Annotated in this window: 28 protein-coding genes and 1 tRNA gene; 14 read left to right on the forward strand and 15 right to left on the reverse strand. The window is 61.4% G+C overall.

The annotated features are described in order from the left end of the window. Positions 1–453, reverse strand: coding sequence for a GatB/YqeY domain-containing protein (locus tag ABDZ98_RS09765; protein WP_343807031.1), 453 nt, complete (start codon positions 451–453; stop codon positions 1–3). A gap of 154 nt (positions 454–607) precedes the next feature. Here ABDZ98_RS09765 and carA point away from each other — a divergent pair, with 154 nt between their 5' ends. The 9 genes from carA (at position 608) to ABDZ98_RS09810 (ending at position 11,740) form a co-directional block, all read left to right on the forward strand. After that, positions 608–1,789, forward strand: coding sequence for a glutamine-hydrolyzing carbamoyl-phosphate synthase small subunit (gene carA / locus ABDZ98_RS09770; protein ID WP_343807034.1), 1,182 nt, complete (start codon positions 608–610; stop codon positions 1,787–1,789). Positions 1,790–1,854: 65 nt separating this feature from the next. Then, positions 1,855–2,172: a hypothetical protein gene (locus tag ABDZ98_RS09775; RefSeq protein ID WP_343807037.1), complete on the forward strand. Its 318-nt coding sequence runs from the start codon at positions 1,855–1,857 to the stop codon at positions 2,170–2,172. Continuing rightward, on the forward strand, positions 2,156–5,482 hold the full coding sequence (gene carB / locus ABDZ98_RS09780) for a carbamoyl-phosphate synthase large subunit (protein ID WP_343807040.1): 3,327 nt from the start codon (positions 2,156–2,158) through the stop codon (positions 5,480–5,482). Before ABDZ98_RS09775 ends, carB begins: the two co-directional genes overlap by 17 nt. A gap of 99 nt (positions 5,483–5,581) precedes the next feature. Beyond that, complete coding sequence (greA, locus tag ABDZ98_RS09785; protein ID WP_343808927.1) at positions 5,582–6,049, forward strand: transcription elongation factor GreA; 468 nt, start codon at positions 5,582–5,584, stop codon at positions 6,047–6,049. A 136-nt stretch (positions 6,050–6,185) separates the two neighbouring features. Beyond that, positions 6,186–7,817 (forward strand): peptide ABC transporter substrate-binding protein, encoded by a 1,632-nt coding sequence (locus ABDZ98_RS09790; RefSeq protein ID WP_343807043.1) that lies wholly within the window; start codon positions 6,186–6,188, stop codon positions 7,815–7,817. A gap of 36 nt (positions 7,818–7,853) precedes the next feature. After that, entirely contained in the window at positions 7,854–8,771 is a 918-nt protein-coding gene (locus ABDZ98_RS09795) for an ABC transporter permease (protein ID WP_343807046.1), read from the forward strand. Continuing rightward, the gene (locus tag ABDZ98_RS09800; protein ID WP_343807049.1) at positions 8,764–9,672 is read left to right on the forward strand and encodes an ABC transporter permease; all 909 of its coding nucleotides are present in this window, start codon (positions 8,764–8,766) and stop codon (positions 9,670–9,672) included. The genes ABDZ98_RS09795 and ABDZ98_RS09800 overlap by 8 nt, the downstream gene beginning before the upstream one ends. Before the next feature lie 5 nt (positions 9,673–9,677). Then, positions 9,678–10,724 carry an ABC transporter ATP-binding protein gene (locus ABDZ98_RS09805; protein ID WP_343807052.1) on the forward strand — a complete coding sequence of 349 codons (1,047 nt, stop codon included), beginning with the start codon at positions 9,678–9,680 and terminating at the stop codon, positions 10,722–10,724. Next, on the forward strand, positions 10,721–11,740 hold the full coding sequence (locus ABDZ98_RS09810) for an ABC transporter ATP-binding protein (protein WP_343807055.1): 1,020 nt from the start codon (positions 10,721–10,723) through the stop codon (positions 11,738–11,740). Before ABDZ98_RS09805 ends, ABDZ98_RS09810 begins: the two co-directional genes overlap by 4 nt. An 83-nt stretch (positions 11,741–11,823) precedes the next feature. Here the strand turns inward: ABDZ98_RS09810 and ABDZ98_RS09815 are convergent, their stop codons facing one another. From ABDZ98_RS09815 to ABDZ98_RS09835, 5 genes are all read right to left on the reverse strand, one after another. Continuing rightward, positions 11,824–12,051, reverse strand: coding sequence for a DUF4170 domain-containing protein (locus tag ABDZ98_RS09815; RefSeq protein WP_343807058.1), 228 nt, complete (start codon positions 12,049–12,051; stop codon positions 11,824–11,826). Between the two features lie 100 nt (positions 12,052–12,151). Beyond that, entirely contained in the window at positions 12,152–12,658 is a 507-nt protein-coding gene (locus tag ABDZ98_RS09820; protein ID WP_343807062.1) for a hypothetical protein, read from the reverse strand. Continuing rightward, positions 12,655–13,041: a hypothetical protein gene (locus ABDZ98_RS09825; protein ID WP_343807065.1), complete on the reverse strand. Its 387-nt coding sequence runs from the start codon at positions 13,039–13,041 to the stop codon at positions 12,655–12,657. The genes ABDZ98_RS09820 and ABDZ98_RS09825 overlap by 4 nt, the downstream gene beginning before the upstream one ends. 2 nt (positions 13,042–13,043) lie before the next feature. Further along, a complete protein-coding gene (locus ABDZ98_RS09830) occupies positions 13,044–13,514 on the reverse strand; it encodes a phage holin family protein (RefSeq protein ID WP_343807067.1) in 471 nt (156 codons plus the stop codon). A 6-nt stretch (positions 13,515–13,520) separates the two neighbouring features. After that, complete coding sequence (locus ABDZ98_RS09835) at positions 13,521–14,027, reverse strand: hypothetical protein (protein WP_343807070.1); 507 nt, start codon at positions 14,025–14,027, stop codon at positions 13,521–13,523. A gap of 193 nt (positions 14,028–14,220) precedes the next feature. On the opposite strand from ABDZ98_RS09835, the gene eno reads away from it, so the two are divergent. The 3 genes from eno to ABDZ98_RS09850 all read left to right on the forward strand — a co-directional run bounded on the left by eno (position 14,221) and on the right by ABDZ98_RS09850 (position 16,797). Beyond that, positions 14,221–15,504, forward strand: coding sequence for a phosphopyruvate hydratase (eno, locus tag ABDZ98_RS09840; protein WP_343807073.1), 1,284 nt, complete (start codon positions 14,221–14,223; stop codon positions 15,502–15,504). A 64-nt stretch (positions 15,505–15,568) separates the two neighbouring features. Continuing rightward, positions 15,569–15,955, forward strand: a complete 387-nt coding sequence (locus ABDZ98_RS09845) for a DUF6152 family protein (protein ID WP_343807076.1) — start codon at positions 15,569–15,571, stop codon at positions 15,953–15,955. Beyond that, a complete protein-coding gene (locus tag ABDZ98_RS09850) occupies positions 15,946–16,797 on the forward strand; it encodes a hypothetical protein (RefSeq protein WP_343807079.1) in 852 nt (283 codons plus the stop codon). Before ABDZ98_RS09845 ends, ABDZ98_RS09850 begins: the two co-directional genes overlap by 10 nt. A gap of 18 nt (positions 16,798–16,815) precedes the next feature. On the opposite strand, the gene ABDZ98_RS09855 is transcribed toward ABDZ98_RS09850, so the two are convergent. From ABDZ98_RS09855 to ribB, 5 genes are read right to left on the reverse strand one after another with little or no spacing between them, the layout of a single operon-like run. Next, complete coding sequence (locus ABDZ98_RS09855) at positions 16,816–17,130, reverse strand: hypothetical protein (protein WP_343807081.1); 315 nt, start codon at positions 17,128–17,130, stop codon at positions 16,816–16,818. Then, positions 17,063–17,908: a class I SAM-dependent methyltransferase gene (locus tag ABDZ98_RS09860; RefSeq protein WP_343807084.1), complete on the reverse strand. Its 846-nt coding sequence runs from the start codon at positions 17,906–17,908 to the stop codon at positions 17,063–17,065. The genes ABDZ98_RS09855 and ABDZ98_RS09860 overlap by 68 nt, the downstream gene beginning before the upstream one ends. Positions 17,909–17,931: 23 nt before the next feature. Beyond that, positions 17,932–18,858: an aldo/keto reductase gene (locus tag ABDZ98_RS09865; protein ID WP_343807087.1), complete on the reverse strand. Its 927-nt coding sequence runs from the start codon at positions 18,856–18,858 to the stop codon at positions 17,932–17,934. Further along, on the reverse strand, positions 18,855–19,274 hold the full coding sequence (gene ribH, locus ABDZ98_RS09870; protein WP_343807090.1) for a 6,7-dimethyl-8-ribityllumazine synthase: 420 nt from the start codon (positions 19,272–19,274) through the stop codon (positions 18,855–18,857). Before ribH ends, ABDZ98_RS09865 begins: the two co-directional genes overlap by 4 nt. Further along, positions 19,274–20,596, reverse strand: coding sequence for a 3,4-dihydroxy-2-butanone-4-phosphate synthase (gene ribB / locus ABDZ98_RS09875; protein ID WP_343807092.1), 1,323 nt, complete (start codon positions 20,594–20,596; stop codon positions 19,274–19,276). Before ribB ends, ribH begins: the two co-directional genes overlap by 1 nt. 110 nt (positions 20,597–20,706) lie before the next feature. Here ribB and ABDZ98_RS09880 point away from each other — a divergent pair, with 110 nt between their 5' ends. Then, a complete protein-coding gene (locus ABDZ98_RS09880; RefSeq protein ID WP_343807094.1) occupies positions 20,707–21,228 on the forward strand; it encodes a flavin reductase family protein in 522 nt (173 codons plus the stop codon). On the opposite strand, the gene ABDZ98_RS09885 is transcribed toward ABDZ98_RS09880, so the two are convergent. After that, a complete protein-coding gene (locus ABDZ98_RS09885; RefSeq protein ID WP_343807096.1) occupies positions 21,225–22,199 on the reverse strand; it encodes a M48 family metalloprotease in 975 nt (324 codons plus the stop codon). The genes ABDZ98_RS09880 and ABDZ98_RS09885 overlap by 4 nt on opposite strands. A gap of 196 nt (positions 22,200–22,395) precedes the next feature. On the opposite strand from ABDZ98_RS09885, the gene ABDZ98_RS09890 reads away from it, so the two are divergent. Then, a complete protein-coding gene (locus tag ABDZ98_RS09890) occupies positions 22,396–23,400 on the forward strand; it encodes a GDP-mannose 4,6-dehydratase (protein WP_343807098.1) in 1,005 nt (334 codons plus the stop codon). On the opposite strand, the gene ABDZ98_RS09895 is transcribed toward ABDZ98_RS09890, so the two are convergent. From ABDZ98_RS09895 to ABDZ98_RS09905, 3 genes are all read right to left on the reverse strand, one after another. After that, positions 23,401–24,549 carry an alpha-hydroxy acid oxidase gene (locus ABDZ98_RS09895; RefSeq protein ID WP_343807100.1) on the reverse strand — a complete coding sequence of 383 codons (1,149 nt, stop codon included), beginning with the start codon at positions 24,547–24,549 and terminating at the stop codon, positions 23,401–23,403. It lies immediately after the preceding gene. A gap of 5 nt (positions 24,550–24,554) precedes the next feature. Then, positions 24,555–25,283: an SDR family oxidoreductase gene (locus tag ABDZ98_RS09900; protein ID WP_343807102.1), complete on the reverse strand. Its 729-nt coding sequence runs from the start codon at positions 25,281–25,283 to the stop codon at positions 24,555–24,557. A 102-nt stretch (positions 25,284–25,385) separates the two neighbouring features. Further along, positions 25,386–25,461: transfer RNA gene (locus tag ABDZ98_RS09905), tRNA-Lys, on the reverse strand. Positions 25,462–25,516: the final 55 nt, after the last annotated feature.

Genomic DNA, 25,516 nt, shown 5'->3' on the forward strand with positions numbered 1-25,516 from the left:
TCAGGAAAGGCTCGCCTTCACCAACCCGCTGGCCTTCGACATATCCAGCAACGCGCCGTGGCGGGTTTTGAGTTCCGCCATCACGCGGCCCATGTCCTTCAGGCTGTCAGCGCCCAGATCGGCCTTCACCTGCTCAATTGCGACGCTGGTCTCTTCCGCGGACATTTGCGTGGGCAGGAACGCCTCGATCACCGCCAGCTCGCCCTTTTCCTGTTCGGCCAGTTCCTGGCGGCCGCCTTCTTCGTACATCTGAATCGATTCGCGGCGCTGCTTGGCCATCTTCTGCAACACGTCGATCACCAGATCGTCGTCATTTTCCGGGGCCTTGCCGGTGCGCAGCTCGATATCGCGGTCCTTGATCTTGGCCTGGATCAGCCTGAGCGCGGCGGTGCGCGGCTTGTCGCCGCCCTTCATCGCGGCAATCGTTTCTTTCTGAATGGTCTCGCGGAGCATTTCGGGCACTTTCCTGTGGATGTTTTGCGGCTGGGATAGGGAAACGCGCGTCTTAGTCAAACATTGTGCGAAACGCGCCTTGACGAGGCCCCGTGCGGTCTCTAGCCGCCACATCTTAGCAACATCGCCGGTCTATTTATCACGGGAGCCAATCATGGCCTTTTCCGCCTCTTCGTCTGCGCAACCTAAAGACGCGACGGGGGTATTGGTATTGGCCGATGGGACTGTGGTGTGGGGAAAAGGCTTCGGCGCCACCGGCAGTGCGGTGGGTGAAGTGTGCTTCAACACCGCGATGACCGGCTATCAGGAGGTGATGACCGATCCCTCCTATGCGGCGCAGATCGTCACCTTCACCTTCCCCCATATCGGCAATGTCGGGACCAATGACGAAGACGTGGAAAGCGCCGTCGAAGGCGCGGTTGGCTGCATCGTGCGCGAGGAAGTGACGCACTCCTCCAACTTCCGCTCCACCAGCGAATTTGGCGACTGGCTGGTGAAACACGGCAAGATCGGCCTGTCCGGCGTGGATACGCGCGCGCTCACCCGCCGCATCCGCATGACCGGCGCGCCCAATGCGGTGATCGCCCATGCGCCCGATGGCAAGTTTGACCTGGAGGCGCTGGTCCAGCGCGCGCAGGAATGGCCGGGTCTGGAAGGCATGGACCTGGCACAGCGCGTTTCACGCGAGAAGCAGCAGGATTGGGAAGGCGGCAGCTGGACGCTGGGCAAGGGCTATGGCCGCTCTGCACGCGACAGCAAGCCGCATGTGGTGGCGATAGACTATGGCTCCAAAGACAATATCTTCCGCAATCTGGTGAAGGCCGGTGCGCGCGTGACCGTGCTTCCTGCGAAGGCAACCGTGGAAGAAATTCTGGCGCACAAGCCCGACGGCGTGTTCCTGTCCAACGGCCCCGGCGATCCCGCCGCAACGGGCGAATATGCCGTGCCGGTGATCAGGGCGCTGCTGGATATGGATATGCCGATCTTCGGCATTTGCCTGGGCCACCAGATGCTCGCCATTGCGGCAGGCGCCAAGACCACCAAGATGCACCAGGGCCACCGCGGCGCCAACCACCCGGTTCAGCGCGTGGGCGGCCATTGGGGCGAGACCGAGGGACTGGTGGAGATCACCAGCATGAACCACGGTTTTGCGGTCGATGGTGACACTCTGCCCGCAGGCGTGGAGCAGACGCATGTATCGCTGTTCGACGGCAGCAATTGCGGGATCGCGATCACGGGCAAGAAGGCGTTCGGGGTGCAATATCACCCGGAGGCATCACCGGGGCCGCAGGACAGCTTCTATCTGTTCGAGAAGTTCGTGGGGATGTTGGGGTGAGGCGGACCCGTCTCATCTGGTTTGCTCTTGGAGCTGGAACTTCACTTCTTGCGACCGTGATTTCGATGATGTTTCTTGCCCCGCGCGAGCCAACTCCGACCCTTCCTTTTCTCGAGTTGACAGAGCCTTTCGTATTGCGTGGTGCAGGTGAAGAAATTCGTGACGAAGATATGATCGCAAACGTTACCGGGGAACTTGCCCGCATGTGTGGCGCAAAATTCTTCGAGACGACGTTCCTTTACGAAGACCACAGTCCGACAATGGAAATTGCGATCATTCCCGAGAACGCAGAAGCAATTGACTGCATTGTAGCCGCTGCGAGCCAAGACTCGATTCAGACAAACATCATTTTCCGTAAGGCGACAAATGCCCAAACGTACTGACATCTCCTCCATCCTCGTCATCGGCGCTGGCCCCATCATCATCGGGCAGGCGTGCGAGTTTGACTATTCCGGAACGCAGGCGATCAAGGCTCTGCGCGAGGAGGGCTACCGGGTCATTCTGGTGAACAGCAACCCCGCCACGATCATGACCGATCCGGACATGGCGGACGCGACTTATATCGAACCGATCACTCCCGATATCGTCGCCAAGATTATCGCCAAGGAGCGGCCCGATGCGCTGCTGCCCACAATGGGCGGACAGACCGCGCTCAACTGCGCGCTGGCGCTGGATGCCGATGGCACGCTGGAGAAATACGGCGTTGAGATGATCGGTGCCAAGGCCGATGTGATCGACAAGGCCGAAAACCGCATGCGGTTCCGCGATGCGATGGACAAGATCGGCCTTGAAAGCGCCCGCAGCGGCACCGCGCACACGGTGGACGAGGCGTATGAAGTGCTCGAACGCACCGGCCTGCCATCGATCATCCGCCCCAGCTTCACCATGGGCGGCACCGGCGGCGGCATTGCCTATAACAAGTCCGAATTTGAGGCCATCGTGCGCTCCGGCCTCGATGCCAGCCCCACCACGGAGGTTCTGATCGAGGAATCGCTGCTGGGCTGGAAGGAATATGAGATGGAGGTCGTGCGCGACAAGCACGACAATTGCATCATCATCTGTTCGATCGAGAACGTCGATCCGATGGGCGTGCACACCGGCGATTCGATCACTGTCGCCCCGGCGCTGACGCTGACCGACAAGGAATACCAGATCATGCGCAACGCCAGCATCGCGTGCCTGCGCGAGATTGGCGTGGAGACGGGCGGGTCGAACGTGCAGTTCGCGGTCAATCCCAGGGATGGCCGCCTGATCGTGATCGAGATGAACCCGCGCGTGTCGCGATCATCCGCGCTGGCGTCCAAGGCCACCGGCTTTCCCATCGCCCGCGTCGCCGCCAAGCTGGCGGTGGGCTATACGCTGGACGAGATCACCAATGAGATCACCGGCGCCACGCCCGCCAGTTTTGAACCGACCATCGATTACGTCGTCACCAAGATCCCGCGCTTCGCCTTCGAAAAGTTCAAGGGCGCGAAGGATGACCTGTCCACATCGATGAAATCGGTGGGCGAGGTTATGGCCATTGGCCGCAGCTTCAAGGAAAGCCTGCAAAAGGCATTGCGCGGCCTGGAAACCGGTCTGGACGGCTTCAACCGCGTGGTTGAGCTGGAAGGCAAGACGCGTGACGAGATCACCGCTGAACTCTCCCGCGCCACGCCCGACCGGCTGCTGAAAGTGGGGCAGGCGTTCCGCGAAGGCTTCAGCGTGGAGGAAGTGCAGGCGATCACCCATTACGATCCCTGGTTCCTGCGTCATATCGAAGAGATCATCCGCGAAGAACACGCCATCAGCCATGACGGGCTGCCCGGCGATGCGGCGGGCCTGCGCCGACTGAAGGCGATGGGCTTTTCGGACAAGCGGCTGGCCACGCTGGCTGTGCGATCCGTGGGTGTGGCGGGCGGTCTGGCGGAAACGCAGGCCAAGCGTTCCGGCCTGCTGCACGATGCCTTGCGCGCGATGGCCGGGGCCACGTCCGAAGACGAAGTGCGCGAACTGCGCCACCGCCTGGGTGTGTTCCCCGTGTTCAAGCGGATCGACAGCTGCGCGGCCGAGTTCGAGGCGATCACGCCTTACATGTATTCAACATATGAAGCGCCCAGCTTCGGCGTGGCGGAATGCGAATCCAATCCCACGGACCGTCGCAAGGTAGTGATCCTGGGCGGCGGACCAAACCGCATCGGGCAGGGCATCGAATTCGATTATTGCTGCGTCCATGCCTGCTTCGCCCTGGCCGAGGCCGGGTTTGAAACCATCATGGTCAACTGCAACCCGGAAACGGTCTCCACCGATTATGACACCTCGGACCGCCTGTATTTTGAACCGCTGACGGCAGAGGACGTGCTGGAAATCCTGCGCGTGGAAATGTCGAAGGGTGATTTGCTGGGCGTGATCGTGCAGTTCGGCGGGCAGACACCGCTCAAGCTGGCGGGAGCGCTGGAAGAGGCTGGCATTCCCATCCTGGGCACCAGCCCCGACGCCATCGATCTGGCCGAAGACCGCGAACGCTTTGCCAAGCTGGTCGACAGGCTGGACCTCAAGCAGCCCGAAAACGGCATTGCCAAGAGCCGTGACGAGGCCGCCGCAGTGGCCGCGCGCATCGGCTATCCGGTGTTGCTGCGCCCGTCCTACGTGCTGGGCGGCCGCGCGATGGAGATCGTCGACAGCGAAGCGCAGCTGGACAATTACATCGCCACGGCGGTGAATGTGTCGGGGGACAGCCCCGTGCTGGTCGATCAGTATCTGCGCGATGCGATTGAATGTGATGTCGATGCGATCTGCGACGGCGAGCAGGTGGTGGTTGCCGCAGTCATGCAGCATATCGAGGAAGCGGGTGTCCATTCAGGCGACAGTGCCTGCACTCTGCCGCCCTACAGCCTGCCGCAGGAAATCGTCGACGAGATGGAGCGTCAGGCTCAGGCGCTGGCGATGGCGCTGGGCGTGCGCGGTCTGATGAACGTGCAGTTCGCGGTCAAGGATGGCGAAGTCTACCTGATCGAGGTCAACCCGCGCGCCAGCCGCACCGTGCCATTCGTTGCCAAGGCTATCGGCCAGCCGGTTGCCAAGATCGCAGCGCGGGTGATGGCGGGCGAGATGCTGTCCACCTTCCCGCCGTTCAAGCGCAGCTTCCCCTATATGGCGGTGAAGGAGGCGGTGTTCCCCTTCGCCCGCTTCCCCGGATCGGACCCGGTGTTGACACCGGAAATGAAGTCTACCGGCGAAGTGATGGGAATTGATCGTGATTTTGCCACGGCCTTCACCAAGTCACAGATCGCCGAAGGCACCAGGCTGCCAGAAAGCGGCACGCTGTTCGTTTCTGTAAAGGACAGCGACAAGCCGCAGATACTGGGCGCAGTGCGCGATCTGGTGGCGCGCGGCTTTACGGTTGTGGCCACGGGCGGCACGCAGAAGTACCTGGAGGATGCCGGCGTTGCGGTGGAGCGGGTGAACAAGGTTGCCGAAGGTCGCCCGCATATCGTGGACAAGATCATCGATGGCGAAATTGCCCTGATCTTCAACACGACGGAGGGTTGGCAAAGCCACAAGGACAGCCAGTCCATCCGTGCATCGGCCCTGCAAAACAAGGTTCCGTATTACACCACGGCAGCGGCTTCCATGGCGACTGCGCTGGCGATATTGTCCGTAAAAGCGGCTGATCTTGAAGTCAGGTCGTTGCAGGACTATTATAGCCTTTAATCAAAACGCGCTTTCCCGACATTTAGGACTGTTCGTGTCGCCCTGATGTGGGCGAACAGAGCAGTTTTGACGGGTTTGCCTGAGAAGACAGGGAAGATGATGGAAAAAGTGCCGATGCTGGCGGAAGGCTATGAAATGCTGACCGCCGACCTCAAGGCTTTACGCAAGGAGCGCCCGCTGATCGTTGACGCGATCGAGGAAGCGCGCGCGCATGGCGATCTTTCGGAAAATGCCGAATATCACGCCGCCAAGGAGCGTCAGGGCCAGGTCGAAGCACAGATTTCCGAGATCGAGGACCGTGTTTCGCGCGCGCAGATCATCGATCCCACAACGCTATCGGGCGATCGCATCGTCTTTGGCGCTACCGTCACCGTGCTGGATGAAGATGACAAGCCGTGCCGCTACCAGATTGTGGGGCAGGCGGAGAGCGACGCCAAGAAAGGCCGCATTTCCTATGATTCACCGCTCGGCCGTGCGCTGATCGGCAAGTCTGTGGGTGATGAGGTTGAAGTGACCGTCCCCTCGGGCGAACGCTTCTATCTGGTCGAGAAGATCGAATTCATCTGATCGCCGGCTCTGCGCGAGGGTAACCCCTTGTGCAGGCCTGAATTGCAGCAGTCTGCATCCGTGCTTTGGGGAGCGTGGTGTGGGCATGAAAAATTTGCCCATTGTTATGGGCACGTATTTTGACCATGATCTGACAATGACGAAAACCCCCCTTACAAAATCTCTTCGCCTTTTCTGCCTTACCCTTGTCGCTGGCCTGCTGACGGCATGCGGCGGGGGAGAGCGCGCCACGGATATTGCTGCCGAGCAGGGCATCTTGCTGATCGGCAACGGGTCTGAGCCCAAGGGGCTCGATCCGCATCTGATTACCGGCGTGCCCGAAGGCACCATTGTCCGGACACTGCTGGAAGGCCTGGTCACGCCGACCCAGTCAGACAGTTCCGCCGTCGATCCGGGAATGGCGGAAAGCTGGGAAAGCAACGCGGACTTCACCGTCTGGACCTTCCATCTGCGTGATGCGAAATGGACCAATGGCGATGATGTGAAGGCCAGTGACTTCGTCTATTCCTGGCAGCGAATCCTCAGCCCCTCGCTGGGCTCCGAATATGCCGAGATGATGTACGTCCTCAAGAACGGTGGGGCATTCCACCGGGGTGAAATCACCGATTTTGAGCAGGTTGGCGCAAAGGCGATCGACGATCACACGTTCCAGGTGACGCTCGAAGGGCCGACCCCGCAATTCCTTGGCATGTTGACCCACACCAGCTTCTACCCGGTCAATCCGCGCGCGGTTGAGGAGCATGGTGGCATGCTCGATCGCCAGAGTGGCTGGTCAACGCTGGAGAATTACGTCGGCAACGGGCCGTTCAAGCTCAAGAGCTGGGTCACCAACCAGATAATCGAGGTCGAGCGCAATCCGGATTACTGGGACGCAGACACGGTAAAGCTGAATGAAATTCACTTCTTCCCGATCGACAATGTCAGCACGGAAGAATCGATGTACCGCAATGCGCGGCTGCATCTGACCAACACGGTCTCATCGGACAAGATCCCCCTGTTCCTGGAGGAAATGCCCGATCAAATGATGATCCAGCCCTATCTCGGGGCCTATTTCTACCGCATCAACGTAACCCGTCCGCCATTCGATGATCCGCGGGTCCGGCGCGCGCTGGCGATCTCGTTTGACAAGCAACTGCTGGTTGACCGCGTTACGCAGGGCGGGCAGGCGCCTGCCACCGGCTTCACCCCATCGGGCATTCCGGGATATGCGGCGTTCGAAACCGTGCAGTATGATCCCGAAGAAGGGCGCAGGCTGCTGGCCGAAGCCGGCTATCCAGGCGGGCGCGGCTTCCCGATGGCGGAAATCCTCATCAACACCAGCGAATCGCATCGCAAGATTGCCCAGGCCATGCAGGCCATGTGGAAAGACAATCTGGGGATCGATGTCGGCATCTATAATCAGGAATGGAAGGTCTATCTCGATAGCCAGTCCAGCCTGGATTACGACATTTCGCGCGCTGGCTGGATCGGCGATTACGTGTCGCCAGTGTCCTTCCTGGACATCTTCACATCGGGCAATGGCAACAACGATACTGGCTGGAGCAATGCGCAATATGACGCGCTGATCGCTCGGGCCCGTGTGGCCGGCAGTGATCAGCAACGGCTCGATCTGCTGCATCAGGCAGAAGGGGTGCTGCTGGACGAAATGCCGATCATCCCGATCTACTGGTACACCAGAGTATATCTGAAAGACCCGCGTGTGCGTGGCTGGGACCCGAAATTGCTGGATGACCATCCCTTCAAGCATGTTTCTCTTGCAACTAACTGATGATCCGTCGAAGGGTGTGCGCAGGATGACTGTTACGTGCTGAAATTTATCGGACTCAGGCTGCTGCAGGGCATATTCGTCCTGCTCGCCATTTATGCGGTGACGTTCTTTCTGGTGGCGGCGACGCCGGGCAGTCCGTTCAGTTCGGAACGTGCGATCCGGCCGGAGATCCTCGCCCAGATCGAAGCCTTCTACGGCTATGACAAGCCGGTGCTGGAGCGCTTCTGGACCTCGCTTACCAACGTCCTGCACGGGGAATTTGGCCCCAGTGCGGTCTATGCCAATCGCACGGTGACGGATATCATCAGCGAATCCTTCCCGGTTTCGCTGCTGCTTGGTTCCATGTCACTGGTGATGGCGCTCGTGCTGGGCATTCCCGCCGGAATCCTCGCCGCGGTGAAGCGCAACACCTGGCTCGATTACGTACCGATGTCGGCGGCCATGGCGGGCATCTGCCTGCCCACCTTCGTGATGGGGCCGCTGCTGGCGCTGGTATTTGGCATATTGCTGCGCTGGCTGCCCGTGGCTGGCTGGTTCGGCCCTGAATTCTGGGTGCTGCCATCGCTGACGCTGGGGCTGGTCTATGCTGCCTATTTTGCGCGGCTGACGCGCGGCGGCATGCTGGAAATGCTCAATCAGGATTGGGTACGCACGGCGCGCGCCAAGGGCGTGCCGGAAACCACCATCATCTGGAAGCACTGCCTCAAGGGCGGGCTGATCCCGGCCATCACCTTCCTCGGCCCGGCACTGGCAGGCATTATCTCCGGCTCCTTCGTGGTGGAAACGATCTTCCAGGTCCCCGGGCTTGGCCAGTGGTTCGTGCGCGGGGCGCTGAACCGTGACGATTTCCTGATTCTGGGGCTGACGACATTGTTCGCCTCGCTGATCGTGGTGATGAACCTGCTGGTCGACATCGCCCAGGTCGCTCTCAACCCACGGCTGAAATATGAATAATCCATCGCCGACCGCCATCACGGCGGCAGACATCGCCGACGCGCATCTGGAGGAAGGTTCCTCCCTGTGGAGCGATGCCTGGGCGCGCCTGCGCAAGAACAGGCTGGCCCTGGGCAGCCTGTTCCTGTTCATCGCGATCTGCGTGTTCTGCGTGGCCGGCCCGTGGTTCTCTCCTTACGACAGCCAGACGCAGGACCTGTTCGCAGGCGCCAATCCCCCGTCATTCGAGCACTGGATGGGCACGGACACGCTGGGCCGTGACATGATGGTCCGGGTCATGGAAGGCGGCCGCATTTCGCTGCTGGTGGGCCTCGTGGCAACCACCGTTTCGCTGCTGATCGGAGTGATCTACGGCGCCACCGCAGGCTATCTGGGCGGCAAGACCGATGCCGGCATGATGCGCTTTGTCGATCTGCTCTACGCGCTGCCTTTCACCATTTTCGTGATTCTGCTGATGGTCGCCTTTGGCCGCTCCATGTGGCTGATGTTCGTGGCCATTGGCTGCGTGGAATGGCTGACGATGGCGCGCATCGTGCGTTCCGGCGTGATCGGCCTGAAGAAGCAGGAATTCGTCGAGGCGGCGGTGTCGCTGGGCTACAGCCACAAGCGCATTATCCTGCGCCACCTGATCCCCAACGTGCTGGGTCCGGTGATCGTGATCTCCACGCTCACCGTGCCTTCGGTGATGCTGCTCGAAGCCTTCCTCAGCTTTCTGGGGCTGGGTGTGCAACCGCCAAACGCCAGCTGGGGCGTGCTGATCAACGAAGGACAGCAGAACATGGAAATCTTCCCGTGGCTGCTGATCTTCCCGGCGTTCTTTTTCGCGCTGACGCTGTTCTGCCTCAATTTCCTGGGTGACGGACTGCGCGATGCGCTCGACCCCAAGAGCGCGAAGGACTGAGACCGATGGCACTGCTCGACGTCAAAGACCTGACCACCTATTTCCATACGCGCGATGCCGTGGTGCGCGCCGTCGACGGGGTGAGCTTCTCCGTCGATCGCGGTGAGACGCTGGGCATTGTCGGCGAATCCGGATCGGGCAAGTCGGTCACCTGCTATTCGCTGATGCGGCTGATTCCGGAGCCTCCCGGCAGGATCGAACGCGGCACTGCCATGTTCGACGGGCAAGACCTGCTGCAGATGGGCAAGGAGAGCCTTCGCAAGATTCGCGGCAACCGGATCAGCATGATCTTCCAGGACCCGATGACTTCGCTCAATCCGTATCTGCGCATTTCCACGCAGTTGATGGAAGCCTTGCAGACGCATCATGATGTGGACGATCGCGAGGCCCTGAAGCGGGCCACCGCTGCGCTGGAGGAAGTGGGCATTCCCGAAGCCTCCAAGCGGGTAAAATCCTATCCGCACGAATTTTCCGGCGGCATGCGCCAGCGCGTGATGATCGCCATGGCCCTGATTACAGAGCCTGACCTGCTGATCGCGGATGAGCCGACCACCGCGCTGGACGTGACGGTGCAGGCGCAGATCCTCGATATCATCAAGCAGCGGCAGGAAAAGATGGGCACCGCCGTGATCCTGGTCACCCATGATCTGGGCGTGGTGGCCGGCACCTGTGACAAGGTGATCGTGATGTACGCGGGCAGGGTGATGGAAAGCGGCACGGCGGAGCAGGTGTTCTACACCCCGCGCCATCCGTACATGCGCGCCTTGCAGAAGACGATCCCATCGCTGCAGGTGAAGGGTGAGCAGCTTTATACCATCCCCGGACTTCCGCCAGACCTTGGCAAGCAGATCGACGGATGCGCTTTCTATCCGCGCTGCCCCTATCCCAAGCTGGCCAGCCCTTCGGGTGACCGGCCGGGACTGGTGGAGCTGGAAAGCGGCCATTGCTACGCCGATTGCCGCCTGTGCGATTCCAGCGGGCCGATTGAAAGCGTGCTGGCTGCAGGAGACATTGTGGACGACATCAGGCCAGAATCAGGAGGGGCCGCGTGAGCGATCCTGCATCCTATTTGCCCGAAGACTTCCTCGTCCTGGACGATGTGCACACGCATTTCGATCTTGGTCGCAATTTTTTCACGCGCGAAAGCAAGGGCGTGGTCAAGGCGGTCGATGGCGTTTCACTGAAGGTCCGCAAGGGAGAAATTCTGGGACTGGTGGGCGAATCCGGCTGCGGCAAATCCACGCTCAGCCGCACGATCATGCAGCTGATCCGTCCGACATCAGGCCGGATATGGCTGGAAGGGCAGGAACTCAGCGCGCTGTCGGATAATGACCTGCGCGAAGTGCGCATCAACTTCCAGATGATCTTTCAGGATCCCTACGCCTCGCTCAATCCGCGCATGACGGTGATGGATACGCTGTCCGAGGCGATCCGGACCCGCCATCCTGATGCGAAGGGGGAGGCCTTGCGTGAACGCGTGGCTGAACTGCTGCGCACCGTTGGCCTCAACCCGGTGCAGATGAAGCGCTATCCGCACGAATTTTCCGGCGGTCAGCGCCAGCGAGTGGCCATTGCCCGTGCCCTGGCGCCCGAACCCAAGCTGATCATCGCGGATGAGCCGGTGTCCGCGCTCGACGTTTCGATCCAGTCGCAGATCCTCAACCTGCTCAAGCGGCTGACGCGTGAGATGGATCTGACGATGATCTTCATCTCGCACGATCTTTCGGTCGTGCGCTATATCGCTGACAGGATTGCGGTGATGTATCTGGGACGGATCATCGAACTGGGCGATGCGGAAGAGATCGTCGATCACCCGCTGCACATCTATACCAAGGCGCTGATGAGCGCGATTCCCGTGCCTGACCCCAAGGCCGAGCGCTCGCGTCACCGGATCATCCTCAAGGGTGACCAGCCGTCTCCGCTCAACCCGCCAAGCGGCTGCAACTTCTGGCCACGCAGCCCGGTTGAACATGATGAGCGGATGAAGACCGAGGAACCGGTTCTGGCGGAGATCACACCCGGCCATTTCGCGTCCAACTGTCCGTTCTGCGTTTCAACCGCAGCATAGACCGGACCTACAGACCGGCAGCATAAAACAAACGGCGGGATAATCCCGCCGCTTGCCGTTATTTCAGATTTTTAGCCGCGCGATCACTCGCCGGGAAGGTCGGGTTCCAGCAGGCGGTGGAGATGGACGATGACGTACTTCATCTCCGCATCGTCCACCGTGCGCTGTGCCCAGCCGCGCCAGGCTTCTTCGGCCTCGGCATAGCTGGCGTAGAAGCCGACCACATGGATATCCTTCAAATCCTGGAATTCGGTGCTGCGCGGGTCAGTGACCCGTCCGCCCATGACCAGATGGAGGAGCTGTTTTTCCATGATGTGACCCTTTCGTTTTCGTAATCCGGTTTCAGTGGCTACTTACGCGAACGGGCGCTTGCTGCAAGTGCGAAGAATGCGGCTGATCAACGGCGACCGATCAGCGGCGGCGGATTGTGCGGGCAAGCGTCTTGCCTACGTCGCGAGCGGTTGCGCGGGCTGTATCGCTCGCCCCGCCTGCACGGTAGCTTGCTTCACGCTTCACCCGGCGGGCCGTGTCACCAAGACTGTCACTCAGGTCTTCCAGCCTTTCGGCACCCGCCTGCTTTGCTTCGGCAGAGGCTTCCATCACCTGCTGTGCCAATGCCACGGCGATTTCGCTGCCCAGTGCGGCAAGGCCGGCGGCCTTGGCTCCGGCGGCGCGGCCGGCACGGCGGGTGGGAGAGTTCTTGAACATGGCGCTGATCAGCACACCTATGGCGAGGCCGCCAGCAACGGTTGCCACCGGGTGTTCCTTGGCAAAGGAGGTGAAGCCGTCCTTCGCCTCGACGGCCTTTTCGCTGACGCGTTCCATCAGGTTGTTGCCGCCGCGCTCTTCATTGCGGGCCTGAGCGGCTTCAATCCGCTCCTTGATTTCCTGGCGCTTGGCGTCCTTGGTCTCGGTCATTTGGGGGCTCCATCAAAATTTGTGTCTGTATTGGCAATGTTTGCCGATTCATCGGGTTCCCCGAGCAGTTTTTCCGTCTCGGCCTGCATGTCCGCCAGCAGCGAACGGCCCGCTTCCATGATCGGCTTGCGATAAATCCACGCGGCCACGCCTGCCAAAGCGAGGGCGAGGCCGCCTGCAACGATGCCGCGGTTGTTCTGGGCCAGGTCCCTTGCGCCATCGGTGGCGATGCGGGCATTGTCCCGGCCAAAATCCAGCATGCGCAGGCCAAAGCCCTTTTCGCGCACGCCATCCTTCAGGAAATCGACATCATGGGTAACGAGTGTGCGCGCGGCATCGCGATTGGCCCGGTCCTGTGCCAGGCGCTGCTTCAGATCGGCCATGGTCAGCTATCCCCGTTTTCTTCGCTTCTGCCTTCGTTGACCGCGTCCATCATCTCTCCCCAGGCGCTGCCTGCGCCGCGCAACAGGATGAAAATGATCACGGTCATGATGCCGATTACCACGGCGGTTGCGCCCCATGCGGTTATCAGCGGGGTCAGCGCGATGATCAGGCCCATTACCAGACCGATCAGTGCCACCAGCCCAAGTATCGCGGCAATAAGGACATATCCTATCGTCCGCTTCACCCTGTCGCCAACAAAGCTCGCGCGGGTTTTCTGATAGGAAAGCTCGGCATCGAGATAGGTCCTGGCGTCGAGCACCAGGTCTGCGACATCGTCGATTATTGAACGCGCCCCGCCGGAAGGCGCACCCGAGGAGTTATCCTGCGGGGCGTGGTCCTCCGGCGGATCGGGCAGCGTTAACTCGCCGCTATCGGGCAGGATAGCGGGCCCATCCTCCCTGGCGGGGGTCAAGACTGCTTACCTGCGAAACAGGCGAGACAGCAGGAAGCCTGCAATTGCCGCGAAGCCAAGTGCCTTGCCGGGATTTGTACGAACATATTCACGTGCATCTGCGCCCAGTTCCTCCACGCTCTTGTCATTCAGCGTGGTAGCAGTGTTCTGGATCGAACGCGACGCGCTGCGCGCATATTCGCCGTATTTCTCACCCAGCTTTTCGTCGATTGCAGGAGCATTCTCCTCAACAATCCGGCTCAGGCCGGTCAGCGCTTCGCTGGCCTTGGCCTTGCCTTCGGTGGCCAGTTCGCCGGCCTTGGTCTTGGCTTCGGCAGCCCAGTCTTCGCTACGGGCGCGGGCTTCGGTTGCGGCAGTCGTGGCGCGTTCACGCGCTTCGCCTGTCAGTACGGCAGCGCCAGCCTTGGCTTCTTCAAGCGCTGCATTGAAGCGCGTCTTGGCCTCGGACGTGGCGGCCTGAACTTCAGGCTCGACTGCTGGTGATGTCTTGGGTTTGGCTGTTTTTCCGGCCATGTGAAATACCCTTTCCGGTCTCTCGAAAGGGGGGAGACCCCCCGGTGAACACTGGCGCGGTCAAAAATGACCCGCCCTTCTATTTTTCAACGCGGCTTGCACCGTTTTGTTCCGCGGCATAGGAGGCCGCAGGCCTCCGATTTGGGGGTGTCTTAGCATATTACAACACCAATCACCAGACGGAGCCCGACGCATGACCGCGATCATCGATATCCATGGCCGTGAAATCCTCGACAGCCGGGGCAACCCGACGGTGGAAGTGGACGTATTGCTGGAAGACGGCAGCTTTGGCCGCGCGGCTGTGCCATCAGGTGCATCGACCGGCGCGCATGAGGCGGTCGAGCTGCGCGATGGCGACAAGGATCGCTATCTGGGCAAGGGTGTTCTCAAGGCCGTCGATGCGGTCAACGAAGCGATCACCGATGCGCTGCTGGGCGTGGATGCCGAAGACCAGCGCGATATCGATGCGATCATGCTGGAACTGGACGGCACCGCCAACAAGGCCAATCTGGGCGCCAATGCGATCCTGGGCACCAGCCTGGCCGTGGCCAAGGCAGCTGCCAATTCGCGCGGCCTGCCGCTGTATTCCTATGTCGGCGGCGTTTCCGCGCATGTCCTGCCCGTGCCGATGATGAACATCATCAACGGCGGCGAACATGCCGATAACCCCATCGACATTCAGGAATTCATGATCATGCCGGTGGGCGCAGACAGCATTGCCGAAGCGGTGCGTTGGGGCGCGGAGATCTTCCACACGCTGAAGAAGGGCCTGTCCGATCAGGGCATGTCCACGTCGGTTGGCGATGAGGGCGGCTTTGCCCCCAACCTTGCCAGCACGCGCGATGCGCTGGATTTCATCATGGCATCGATCGAACGCGCAGGCTTCAAGCCGGGTCAGGATGTGGCGCTGGCGCTGGACTGCGCCTCCACCGAATATTTCGCCGATGGCCGCTATGACATGGCGGGCGAGGGCACATCGCTCAGCGCCGCCGAGATGGTCGATTATCTGGCAGACCTGTGCGCCGCCTACCCGATCCGGTCGATCGAGGACGGCATGGCCGAGGACGATTTCGAAGGCTGGAAGCTGCTGACCGACAAGCTTGGCGGCAAGGTCCAGCTGGTAGGCGACGATCTGTTCGTCACCAATCCCCAGCGTCTGGCGATGGGCATTGAGATGGGCCTGGCCAATTCGCTGCTGGTCAAGGTCAACCAGATCGGCACGCTGAGCGAAACGCTGCAGGCTGTCGATATGGCGCACCGTGCGGGTTACACCTCGGTCATGTCGCACCGATCGGGCGAAACCGAGGATGCCACCATTGCCGATCTGGCGGTTGCCACCAATTGCGGACAGATCAAGACCGGATCGCTCGCGCGCTCCGATCGTCTGGCAAAATACAACCAGCTGATCCGGATCGAGGAAGAGCTGGGCGACAGCGCAATCTATGCCGGCAAGGGCTGCTTCGGCCGGCTTGGCTGATCGGTCCAAGCTGCCACCTTGCTCCCGGCGCTGCACTTGATATTGTGCGCACAAGGGAGAGAAAATGATGGCATGCAAGCGGATTGGTGCGGTGCTTTGTGCGCTGGCGCTTGGCGGCGGCGGGGCTGCGATGCAGCCTGCGTTTGCGCATCATTCCTTCGGCATGTTCGATGTTCAGCGGGAAGTGACGCTGACCGGCGTCGTGCGCGAATTCCAGTGGACCAATCCGCACAGCTGGCTGCAATTGCGGGTGGGGCAGGGCGCCGACGAGGTTGAATATTCGATCGAGCTGGGCAGCCCCAATTCCATGTCCCGCCGGGGCTGGCGGCGCACCACATTCCAGCCCGGAGACCGCGTGACCGTGGTAATGAATCCGATGCGGGACGGCGCGCCGGGCGGGGCGATGGTCTATGCCATCGATGCGCAGGGCAACCGGTTGTCATGGCGTTGAACTGGGCGGTGAGCGGGGCGATGAGCAGGGCGATGAATATCCGCAAGCGCTGGCTCACCGTCATTGCACCGCTTGCAGTGCTTCTTTCTGCGCAACCCGCGCTGGCCGATGATCTTCCTGACTGGAGCGGCGTGTGGGAACTGGTGGGCGGCACGGTCTATGACCGTCCGACCATGGTGCCCGAAGGGGCCCGCGCCGGTGATCCCGGTGCGCGCGAACATCCGCCCTATAATGAAGAGTGGGAGGCGAAATATCAGCGCAATATCGCGCTGGTTGTGCAGGATCGCTTCCCCGATCCCGTCACCACCTGCGGCACGCCGGTGGGCTTTCCGCGCGTGATGCAGGTGGTGGATGGCTATGAATTCGTGGTCACGCCCGGCCAGACGTGGATATTGACCGAGAACGGCCCCAATGTGGTGCGCATCTATACCGATGGCCGTGACCATATGGATGCCGATGTGATCTGGCCCACATATACAGGCGACTCGGTCGGCCACTGGGAAGGCGATACGCTGGTTTTCACCACCATCGGCCTGCGCGGCGAGGATGGCACGATTGTCGACCGCACCGGGCTGATCCTGTCCGATCAGGCGCATGGCACCACCCGCCTGCGCAAGCGGGAGGACGGGATGATGGAAGCCGTCATCACCATGGAGGACCCCGCCGCGCTGACCGCGCCGTGGACAGTGACTAAGACCTATCGCAAGTTCGAAGGCGACGCGCGGATCATGGACTATGCCTGTGCGGAGAATAACCGCAATCCGGTCGATCCCGATACCGGCCGCACGCTCACACTGGGCGCGGACGGGGAGCCGATTGATACCGGTTACGCAGCGGACTGACCGGCGCTGTTCCCGGCGTCATTCGCGCTGCATCTCCGCTTCGACTTGGCGTTCAACATCTTCCTCAATGGCTTCCATTTTCTCCATCACCCGGCGGTTCTTCGGGCTGAGCAGATATTGCCACACACCCCAGATGTTGATGAGCAGGAGGATGGCGTTCATCGCCGCGATGGGCATGGCGTCGGATGTCATGCCGGAGACGATCCACACCGCAGACACGGCACAGAACAGCACAAAGCCCCAGCCCGTGGCGCGCCGGCCAAGGTCAGCGGCAATGAGCCCCGCCGCCATCATCGTGCCAAAGGCGGCAATCCATTCCAGCGGTCCGTTCATGCGATGATGAGCGATTGAGGGGCGCGCAGGTTCCGAAAGAATCTGCGATGACCAGCCGATATCCAACGTCGCAGCTCTCCCGCGCTAGAAGATCAGAGTGGCGTTCGTGCCATAGGCCGCTGCGCAGATCTTCCGCCAGCCGGACAAGTCCTTCCTGGGTGTCACCCAGTTTCCAGAACGACGAGCTGCCCGAGCGTATGCGCGGATCGAGATAGGCTTCAGGCCGGCGCCAGAAGGCGTAGAGGAACCCGTCGCTGCAATCCCACGGTACTTCCAGCGAAGCAATTTCTACGGGACCAAGCCATCGCGCATAATCCTCCATGCGCGGCATCTGCGCCTCATCCAGCGTGCGCAATTGCGGCAGGTAATCGCCCAGCCAGCTGCCCTTGTGCATGGGGTCAAAGGTCAGCAGCACGATCCGCCCCCGCGTGACCCGGCGCATCTCTGCCAGCCCTTTGGCCTGATCAGTCCAGTGATGGATGGTCAGGATGGCCGACGATGCATCGAAGCTGTTGTCCGCAAAAGGCAGGGCTTCGGCCTGGCCCTGGATTGCAGGTGCGGACCCCGGCGCGCGCTGTGCGATCATGGCCGCAGATGGCTCTATCGCGGTGACCTGGCGCGCTGCCGGTTCATACGATCCTGTACCAGCCCCGACATTGAGAACCGTCTTCGCACAGCCCAGTGCAGCATCTATCTGCACGGCGATCCGTGGATCGGGTTTCCTGAGATCGGCATAGTTGACGCCGATTACATCATAGGGCGGCGGTTCGTTGCTCATGGCCTGCCGCCCATGATGTCCGCTCAGTCGCTGGCTGCGGTCAGCAGCGCCAGCTGGGCTGCGCTCAGTTCCAGCGCCAGCGCTTCAAACTGAATGTCCAGCTGCTGCGGCACGCGGGCGCTGGCGATGGGGGCGGTGATGCCGGGCTGGGCAAGCAACCATGCGAGCGCCACTGCGCCGTGGCTCGCACCGGTTTTCACGGCGACCTGATCGAGAGCGGGCAGAACGGTCAGGCCCTTTTCAAAGAAACGCCCGATGCTCGATCCGCGATTATGGGTCTCAAGGTCTTCCTTCGTGCGGTACTTGCCGGTCAGGAAACCGGCAGCAAGCCCGAACCATGGCAGCATGGCGACGCCGCGGCTGATGCACAATTCCTGCATTTCCGGCCCGAAACCCTCACGCATCACGAGGTTATATTCATTTTGCAGCACCGTGAAACCGGTCAGCCCGTCGGCATCGGCGATATCGAGGATGGAGCGCAGCCGATCGGCGGTGAAGTTGGACGCGCCCAGCGCGCGCGCCTTGCCAGCCCTGACCAGCGCATCGAAACCCGCCGCCACATCGCGCTGCGGAGTCTGGTCCTCATCGGTGTGGGCGTAATACAGATCGACGTAATCCGTCCGCAGCCGTTCAAGCGACTTGTCCAGCTCTGTGGCTATCTTGTGTGCCTCCAGGCCACCCTTTGCGGCGGACATGTTGGTCTTGGTGGCAATGCGCATGTCAGCACGAACACCGCGGGATTCCAGCCACTTTCCGATGACCTTCTCGCTCTCGCCGCCTTCATGCCCTTCGACCCAGACCGAATAGCCTTGCGCCGTATCGATCATCCGTCCGCCTTTTTCGTAAAAGCGGTCCATCACTGCGAAGCTGTCTGCCTCGCTGGCGGTCCAGCCGAACACATTGCCGCCAAGGACCAGCGGAATTCCAGCGATTGCGGGGTTCTGGCTCATGCGAATTTCTCCTGCAGTGCGAGCAGCGCCATGGCTGCTTCGGCAGCGCCTGCGCCCTTGTTCGCCTGTTCGGGGTCGGCGCGGTAGATGGCCTGCTCTTCGTTCTCGGTGGTCAAGATACCATTGCCGATGGCGATGCCGTCCATGGTCAGCGCCATGATCCCGCGCGCGCTTTCCCCGGCAACGATTTCAAAGTGATAGGTCTCACCGCGAATGACCACGCCTAGGGCGACGAAGCCTTCATACTGGCCGCTCTCGGCTGCTGTGGCGAGCGCACCGGGAATTTCCAGCGCGCCGGGGACGGTCAGTACGTCGACGTGGTGCCCCTTGGCCTCCAGCGCAGCTTTTGCGCCGGCAATCAGCATATCGTTCAGATGAGCATAGAAACGGGCTTCGACGATCAGGAAACGGGCCATCAATTGGGTCCTTCGGGAGAATGAGCATGAGTTATGGGCCGTTCGCCCACGATGGACAGATCATAGCCCTCCAGGCCAACCAGCGAGTGCTTTGTGTTGGTCAAAAGTACCATGTCGCGCACGCCAAGTTCGGACAGGATCTGCGCGCCAACGCCATAATCGCGCTGTTCGGGCGGCATGTCATTGTCGCTTTCGGGCAGCGGTTCCTGCTTGTTGAGCGCGCGGATCGCGCGTGAGGCGAAATTGGGGGAGGGGCGGTTGATCAGCACCACAACGCCCGCGCCTTCATCGCCAATGATACGCATGGCGCCTTCCAGCAGGCCGTGACGGTCGGTTTCCTGCGCGAAGACATCATCGAAGATAGACAGCGCATGCATGCGCACCAGCGTTGGCAAGGCCGGATTGATGTGGCCTTTGACCAGCGCCATCGTCTCTCCCTTGGTGGCCTTGTTCCAGAAGCTGATGGCGCGCCAGTCACCGCCCCACTGGCTCTTGAAGCGGATTTCCTCGCGCTGTTCGACCAGGTGATCGTGCTGCCGGCGATAGGCAATCAGGTCGCGGATCGTGCCGATTTTCAGGCCATGCTTGCGGCCAAAGCGGATCAGGTCGTCAAAGCGGGCCATCGACCCGTCCTCGTTCATGATCTCGCAGATCACGCCCGAAGGATTGAGCCCGGCCAGCCGCGCAATATCGACGGAGGCCTCTGTATGGCCGGCGCGCACCAGCACGCCGCCTTCGCGCGCCACCAGCGGGAAGACATGGCCCGGTGTGACGATATCGTCCGCGCCCTTGGACGAATCGATGGCGACCGAAATCGTCCGCGCACGGTCCGCTGCGCTGATGCCGGTGGTCACGCCTTCGCGCGCCTCTATCGCCACGGTGAAGGCGGTTTCATGCCGTGTGCGGTTGGTGCGGCTCATCAATTGCAGGCCCAGCGTTTCAACGCGGGCAGGGGTGAGGGCAAGGCAGATCAGCCCGCGCCCGTATGTGGCCATGAAGTTGATCGCATCAGGCGTGGCCATCTGCCCCGGGATGATCAGGTCGCCCTCATTCTCGCGATCTTCGTCGTCGACCAGGATGAACATGCGGCCATTGCGGGCCTCATCGATGATCTCCTCGATCCCCACCAGCACCGGCGTATCATCGTTTTCGGACAGGAAGCGCTCCAGCTTGCCGAGCGTGTCGACGGTGGGGTTCCAGCTTTCATCGGTGCATTCGCGCAAGGTATTGGCGTGCAGGCCAGCGGCACGGGCCAGGCCCGCGCGCGTCATGCGCCCCTCTTCAATGATCGTGCGCACTTTATCGATTGTGTTGTCTGCCATGACCGCCGGATATCACATTGAAATGTGATTGCAAGAGGCCTGCATCACATTCATCTTCGCACTTGCACCAGAAGCCGCAGCACCGCATTGAAGGCGGGGTTGGAGGATCAGTGAGCGATTCAGCGCAGAACAGGGACGAATTGCTGGCCGCTTATCGCGATGCCATGCGTCATGTTGCGGCCACCGTCTATGCGGTCACCACAATGCATGAGGGCGTTCGCTTCGGCATATTGGCCACGGCGGTCAGTTCGCTCAGCTTCGATCCGCCATCGCTGCTGGTGTGCATCAACCGCACATCATCCCTGCATGATCCTTTGTTCGCGCAGAAGACTTTCTGCGTGAACGTGCTCGGCCTCGGCAACCGCGATGTGGCCGAACATTTCATGAAGCCCGACGCGGCGGATCGTTTTTCCGTCGGTGACTGGGAAGATACCGATGGCGTGCCGGTGCTGGCCAGCGCGCAATCCAGCTTCATCTGCCGCACCGCCCATCGTCATGAATTCGGCACGCACAGCATCTTCATCGGCGAATTGCTGGCGGCCAAGCACCGTCAGGATGCTGCGCCGCTGACCTATTTTGACAGGCATTATATCGATATCAGCGAGGCGCCGCAGCGCGACCACCAGATCTAGTTCTCGTTAAAACCGCGCTCTCTCAGATCCAGCAGATGGCCAGGCCAGCTGGGTCCTGCATGCAGCGGCAAATGGCGCTGGATTTCCCGCTCGACAATATCGGCCCGGGCGTTGTGCGATGGATAGATCCAGCTGCGCATCATCCCGCCCCCGGCTGAGTTCCCCATATCGGATCGCCAGAATTGCGGGGCAATCATCGGATCATATCCGGCATTGGCGAGCAGGTGCACGCCCAGCCTGTCAGCCTCCACCTCCACTTGCCGGTTGAGTTGCTGGTTACGGCCGATTTCTCCCAGCAGGCCCTTGCTGACCCCGGCTGCCACCAGCCGCCGCCGATGTTCCAGCACGCTGTGCGCCAGCTCATGCGCGAAAACCACCGCCAGCTCATCATCGTTCAGCTGGCCGGCCATGCCATAGCTGATCTGGATCACGCGCCCGTCCGACCGCGCTGTCTTGCCGTTTTCGGTAAGGATTTCCACCAGAGCGCGGCAACCGCGCGGCACGGCCAGGTCCGCTTCATGCGTTTGCGCACCGCGCCTGTAGGTGATGGCGAGCGTCGCGCTCTCCTGCGCGGCAATCCAGTCAAATACCGTGTCCCGGCGCGGCTCCCCCTCCACGCGGGCCAGAGCGTCAACTGCCACAGCGTTCAGCGCGGCGATGCCATCGTTCTCCTGCAAACCTGCAAGCTGCGCCGGTGAGCCGGGCAGGACGGATGCAATCGTCACGTCGCCATTGGTGAACCAGCCTGCCTGCTGATCGGAGTACTGGTCCCGGCTGTGCAGGATCATCCCCGTCAGCGGCATGGTGGCGTTGCACAGGGTTACATTGGCCGCGAGCATGCGTTCCGAAATGCGCGCCAGCCGCAGGTCCTGCACGCGCAGGGCGGCGGTTGCGTCATCCACCTGAGCCGAAGCGGGAAGCGGCGCGGCCAGCATGATGGCAGCCACAAGTGCGGGAAGGATATTGAGCATGGCGCCCGGTTTGGATCGCTACCAGCAGGCAATCAAGGACAGATTGGCGTCAGCACGGTGAAATCAGGACAAGATCGGATGAAGCGCGGCCGCACGTGCTTCCCTGCTCACGATTTATATATAGTAGGCTTATACATGGCAGGCAGGGCACGATGAGCCCGCCGGACGTCACCGGCACAAGCGATTGGGGTATGCGATGCGAATCTTGGTAACCGGCGCGGCAGGTTTCATTGGCGCCGCCGTCTCTGACGTTCTGCTGGCGCGCGGGGACGAGGTTCTGGGGATCGACAATCTCAATGATTACTATCAGGTCGATCTGAAGCTGGCGCGGCGTGATCGCCTGGCGCAGCTTCACGGCAACGGCTTTGCCTTCAGGAAACTCGATTTCTCCGACCATACGGCTTTGGCAGAGGGGATGGAGGGCGAACATTTCGACCGCATCCTGCATCTGGGGGCGCAGCCGGGCGTGCGCTATTCGATCGAAAATCCGCGTGCCTATATTCAGGCCAATGTGATGGGCCACCTCAACATCCTCGAAATGGCTCGGGAGCGGCAGGTGGAGCACATGGTCTATGCCAGTTCCAGTTCTGTGTATGGCGGCGCGGAGAAGACGCCGTTCTCGGTGGATGACCGGGTGGATCACCCGCTGTCGCTGTATGCCGCCACCAAGAAATCGGACGAATTGATGAGCGAGACCTACGCCCATCTCTACCGCCTGCCGCAGACAGGATTGCGCTTCTTCACCGTCTATGGACCGTGGGGACGGCCCGACATGATGATGTGGCTGTTCACCGCCAGGATTTTGGCGGGTGAGCCGATCCCGGTCTTCAACAACGGCGAAGTCTGGCGCGATTTCACCTTTATCGACGATATCGTGGCGGGCGTCATTGCCAGCCTTGATGCACCGCCTGCAGATGATGGCACGGTCAAGGCCGGCGGCAGCACAAAGCCGCATGCCATTTACAACATCGGCAATCACCGCTGCGAGCACCTGATGGATGTGATCGCCGTGCTGGAAGATGCCTGCGGCAAGAAGGCGCAGCTGGACATGTTGCCCATGCAGCCCGGCGATGTACCGCGAACCTTTGCCGATATCGATGCGATCAGCCGCGATCTTGGCTATGCGCCCACCACATCGGTAGACGTTGGTGTGCCCAAATTCGTTGACTGGTTCCGCGATTATCACGGCATGAAAGGCTGATCAGGCAAGCAGGGCGGGGGTAATCTCGTCCATATTGCGCAGGCCGAGCATCGCCATCACGCGGCGTGTTTCGGCGTGAAGCAAGTCAATCGAACGGGTCACGCCCGCTTCGCCTGCCGCTGCCAGCCCATACAGCGGCGCACGGCCAACCATCACGGCATCTGCGCCCAGCGCCTTTGCCTTCACCACATCGCTGCCGCGCCTGATTCCGCTGTCGAGCAATATCGTCATCTTGCCGCCGACCGCGCGGGCAATGGCGGGCAGGGCGTCTATCGAGGCAATTGATCCGTCGAGCGAGCGTGCGCCGTGGTTGGAGACGACGATCCCGTCTGCGCCCATCGCCAGCGCCCGCAGCGCATCATCGGGATGGAGAATGCCCTTCAGCACGAACTTGCCCGGCCACTTGTCACGCAGAACGGCCACGCCTTCCCAGTCCAGATCGTCCTGCTTGAACAGCGCACCCGGCTTGGCTCCACGCGCTATCGAATGGCGCAGATGAGCAGGCAGGTTGGCCTGTGCGGGAATGCCGCCTTCCAGCATGTACCTGCCGATCACTCCCGCCAGCCAGCGCGGGTGGAGCATCAGATCGGCCATGTTCTTGCGGTTGAGGCCAAAGGGCATGCCAAATCCGTTGTGGTGCAGATACTCGCGATTAGGCTGTACCGGCAGGTCCAGCGTGACAAACAGGGCCTCGCAGCCAACGCCATGCGCGCGTGCCACCACATCGTAGGAAAGCTGGCGATCTTCGCGCAGATAGAGCTGGAACCACAAGCGTCCACCGACTGCGGCAATATCCTCTACATCCATCGTGCTGGCGCTGGAGATGGTGAAGGGCACCCCGGCCTGTGCCGCCGCCCGGGCAAGGTGGACATCGCCCTTGTGCCACATGATCCCCGCCGCGCCGGTGGGCGCAATGGCCATGGGCAGGGCGCTGGGCTGACCAAAGATCGGGCTGGTGGTGTCTACCGCGTCGACCCGTCGCAGCACGCGTGGCACGAAGGTGAGCGCGTCCAACGCATGGCGATTGCGCGCCATGCCGGTTTCATCCTCGACCCCGCGTTCCAGATATTCCCACACGCCCTTGGGCAGCCGCCGCCGCGCCCCCTCGCGCAGGTCGGCGATGTTATAGCAGCCCAGATCCCCCGGCATCAGGCTCAGCCGCGGCCGAGGAAGGGCAGCTTGTTCTGCACGATCAGCGCCTCATAGAAATTGAGGTGGTCGGGCACGTCGCACATATGCACGATGATATCGGCGACATCCTTGGGCTGGGCGGCGAAATTCTCCGGCAGTTTGACCGAGCCGGGCAGGATTTCCGTGGCCACGATGCCGGGATGGAAGATCGACACGGCGATGTTGTGATCGCGCCCATCCAGTGCCAGCGAATGGGTCAGGCCATTGAGGCCGAACTTGCTGGCGGTATAGGCAGGGCTTTCCGCCCGAGGCACGCGGGCCGAAATCGAGCCGACGTTGATGATCCGCCCGTGGCCGCCCTTTTTCATGATCGGGAAGGCATGCTTGGCGCACAGGAAGGCGCTGGTGAGGTTGGTGTTGATCACCCGCATCCACAATTCCAGATCAAGCTCGTCAGCAGCAGTGCTGTCGGCGATACCGGCGTTGTTGATCAGGTAATCGACGGTGCCAAAACGCTCCACAGCGCTGGCGAACAGGTTCTGCACCGCGGCCTCGTCCGTCACATCGGTGGCAACCGCCAGCGCTTCGCCGCCCATCGCCTCAATCCGCGAAACCAGATCCGCCAGACGATCGGTGCGCCGCGCCGCCAGCACGACCTTGGCGCCCTTTTCGACAAAGGACAGCGCCACAGCTTCGCCAATACCAGAGCTGGCCCCGGTCACCACGGCCACACGGCCCTTGCAGATACTCACCCGTCATTCCCCTTCGTCAAAACAATGCCAGCGGCTTAGCTTCACCCAAGGCGAAGCGAAACAGGCAATCTGCAGATCGGGGCGTTATGAGCTGGAGAAGGGTGGTGGACGCACTAGGGCTCGAACCTAGGACCCGCTGATTAAGAGTCAGCTGCTCTACCAACTGAGCTATGCGTCCGTACCGGGTTTTCCGGGGGCCCCGCGAATCACGGGGAGGCGCTCATATAGCGGAT

This window comes from Alteraurantiacibacter aestuarii (assembly GCF_039523595.1).
Classification (GTDB): Bacteria; Pseudomonadota; Alphaproteobacteria; order Sphingomonadales; family Sphingomonadaceae; genus Alteraurantiacibacter; species Alteraurantiacibacter aestuarii.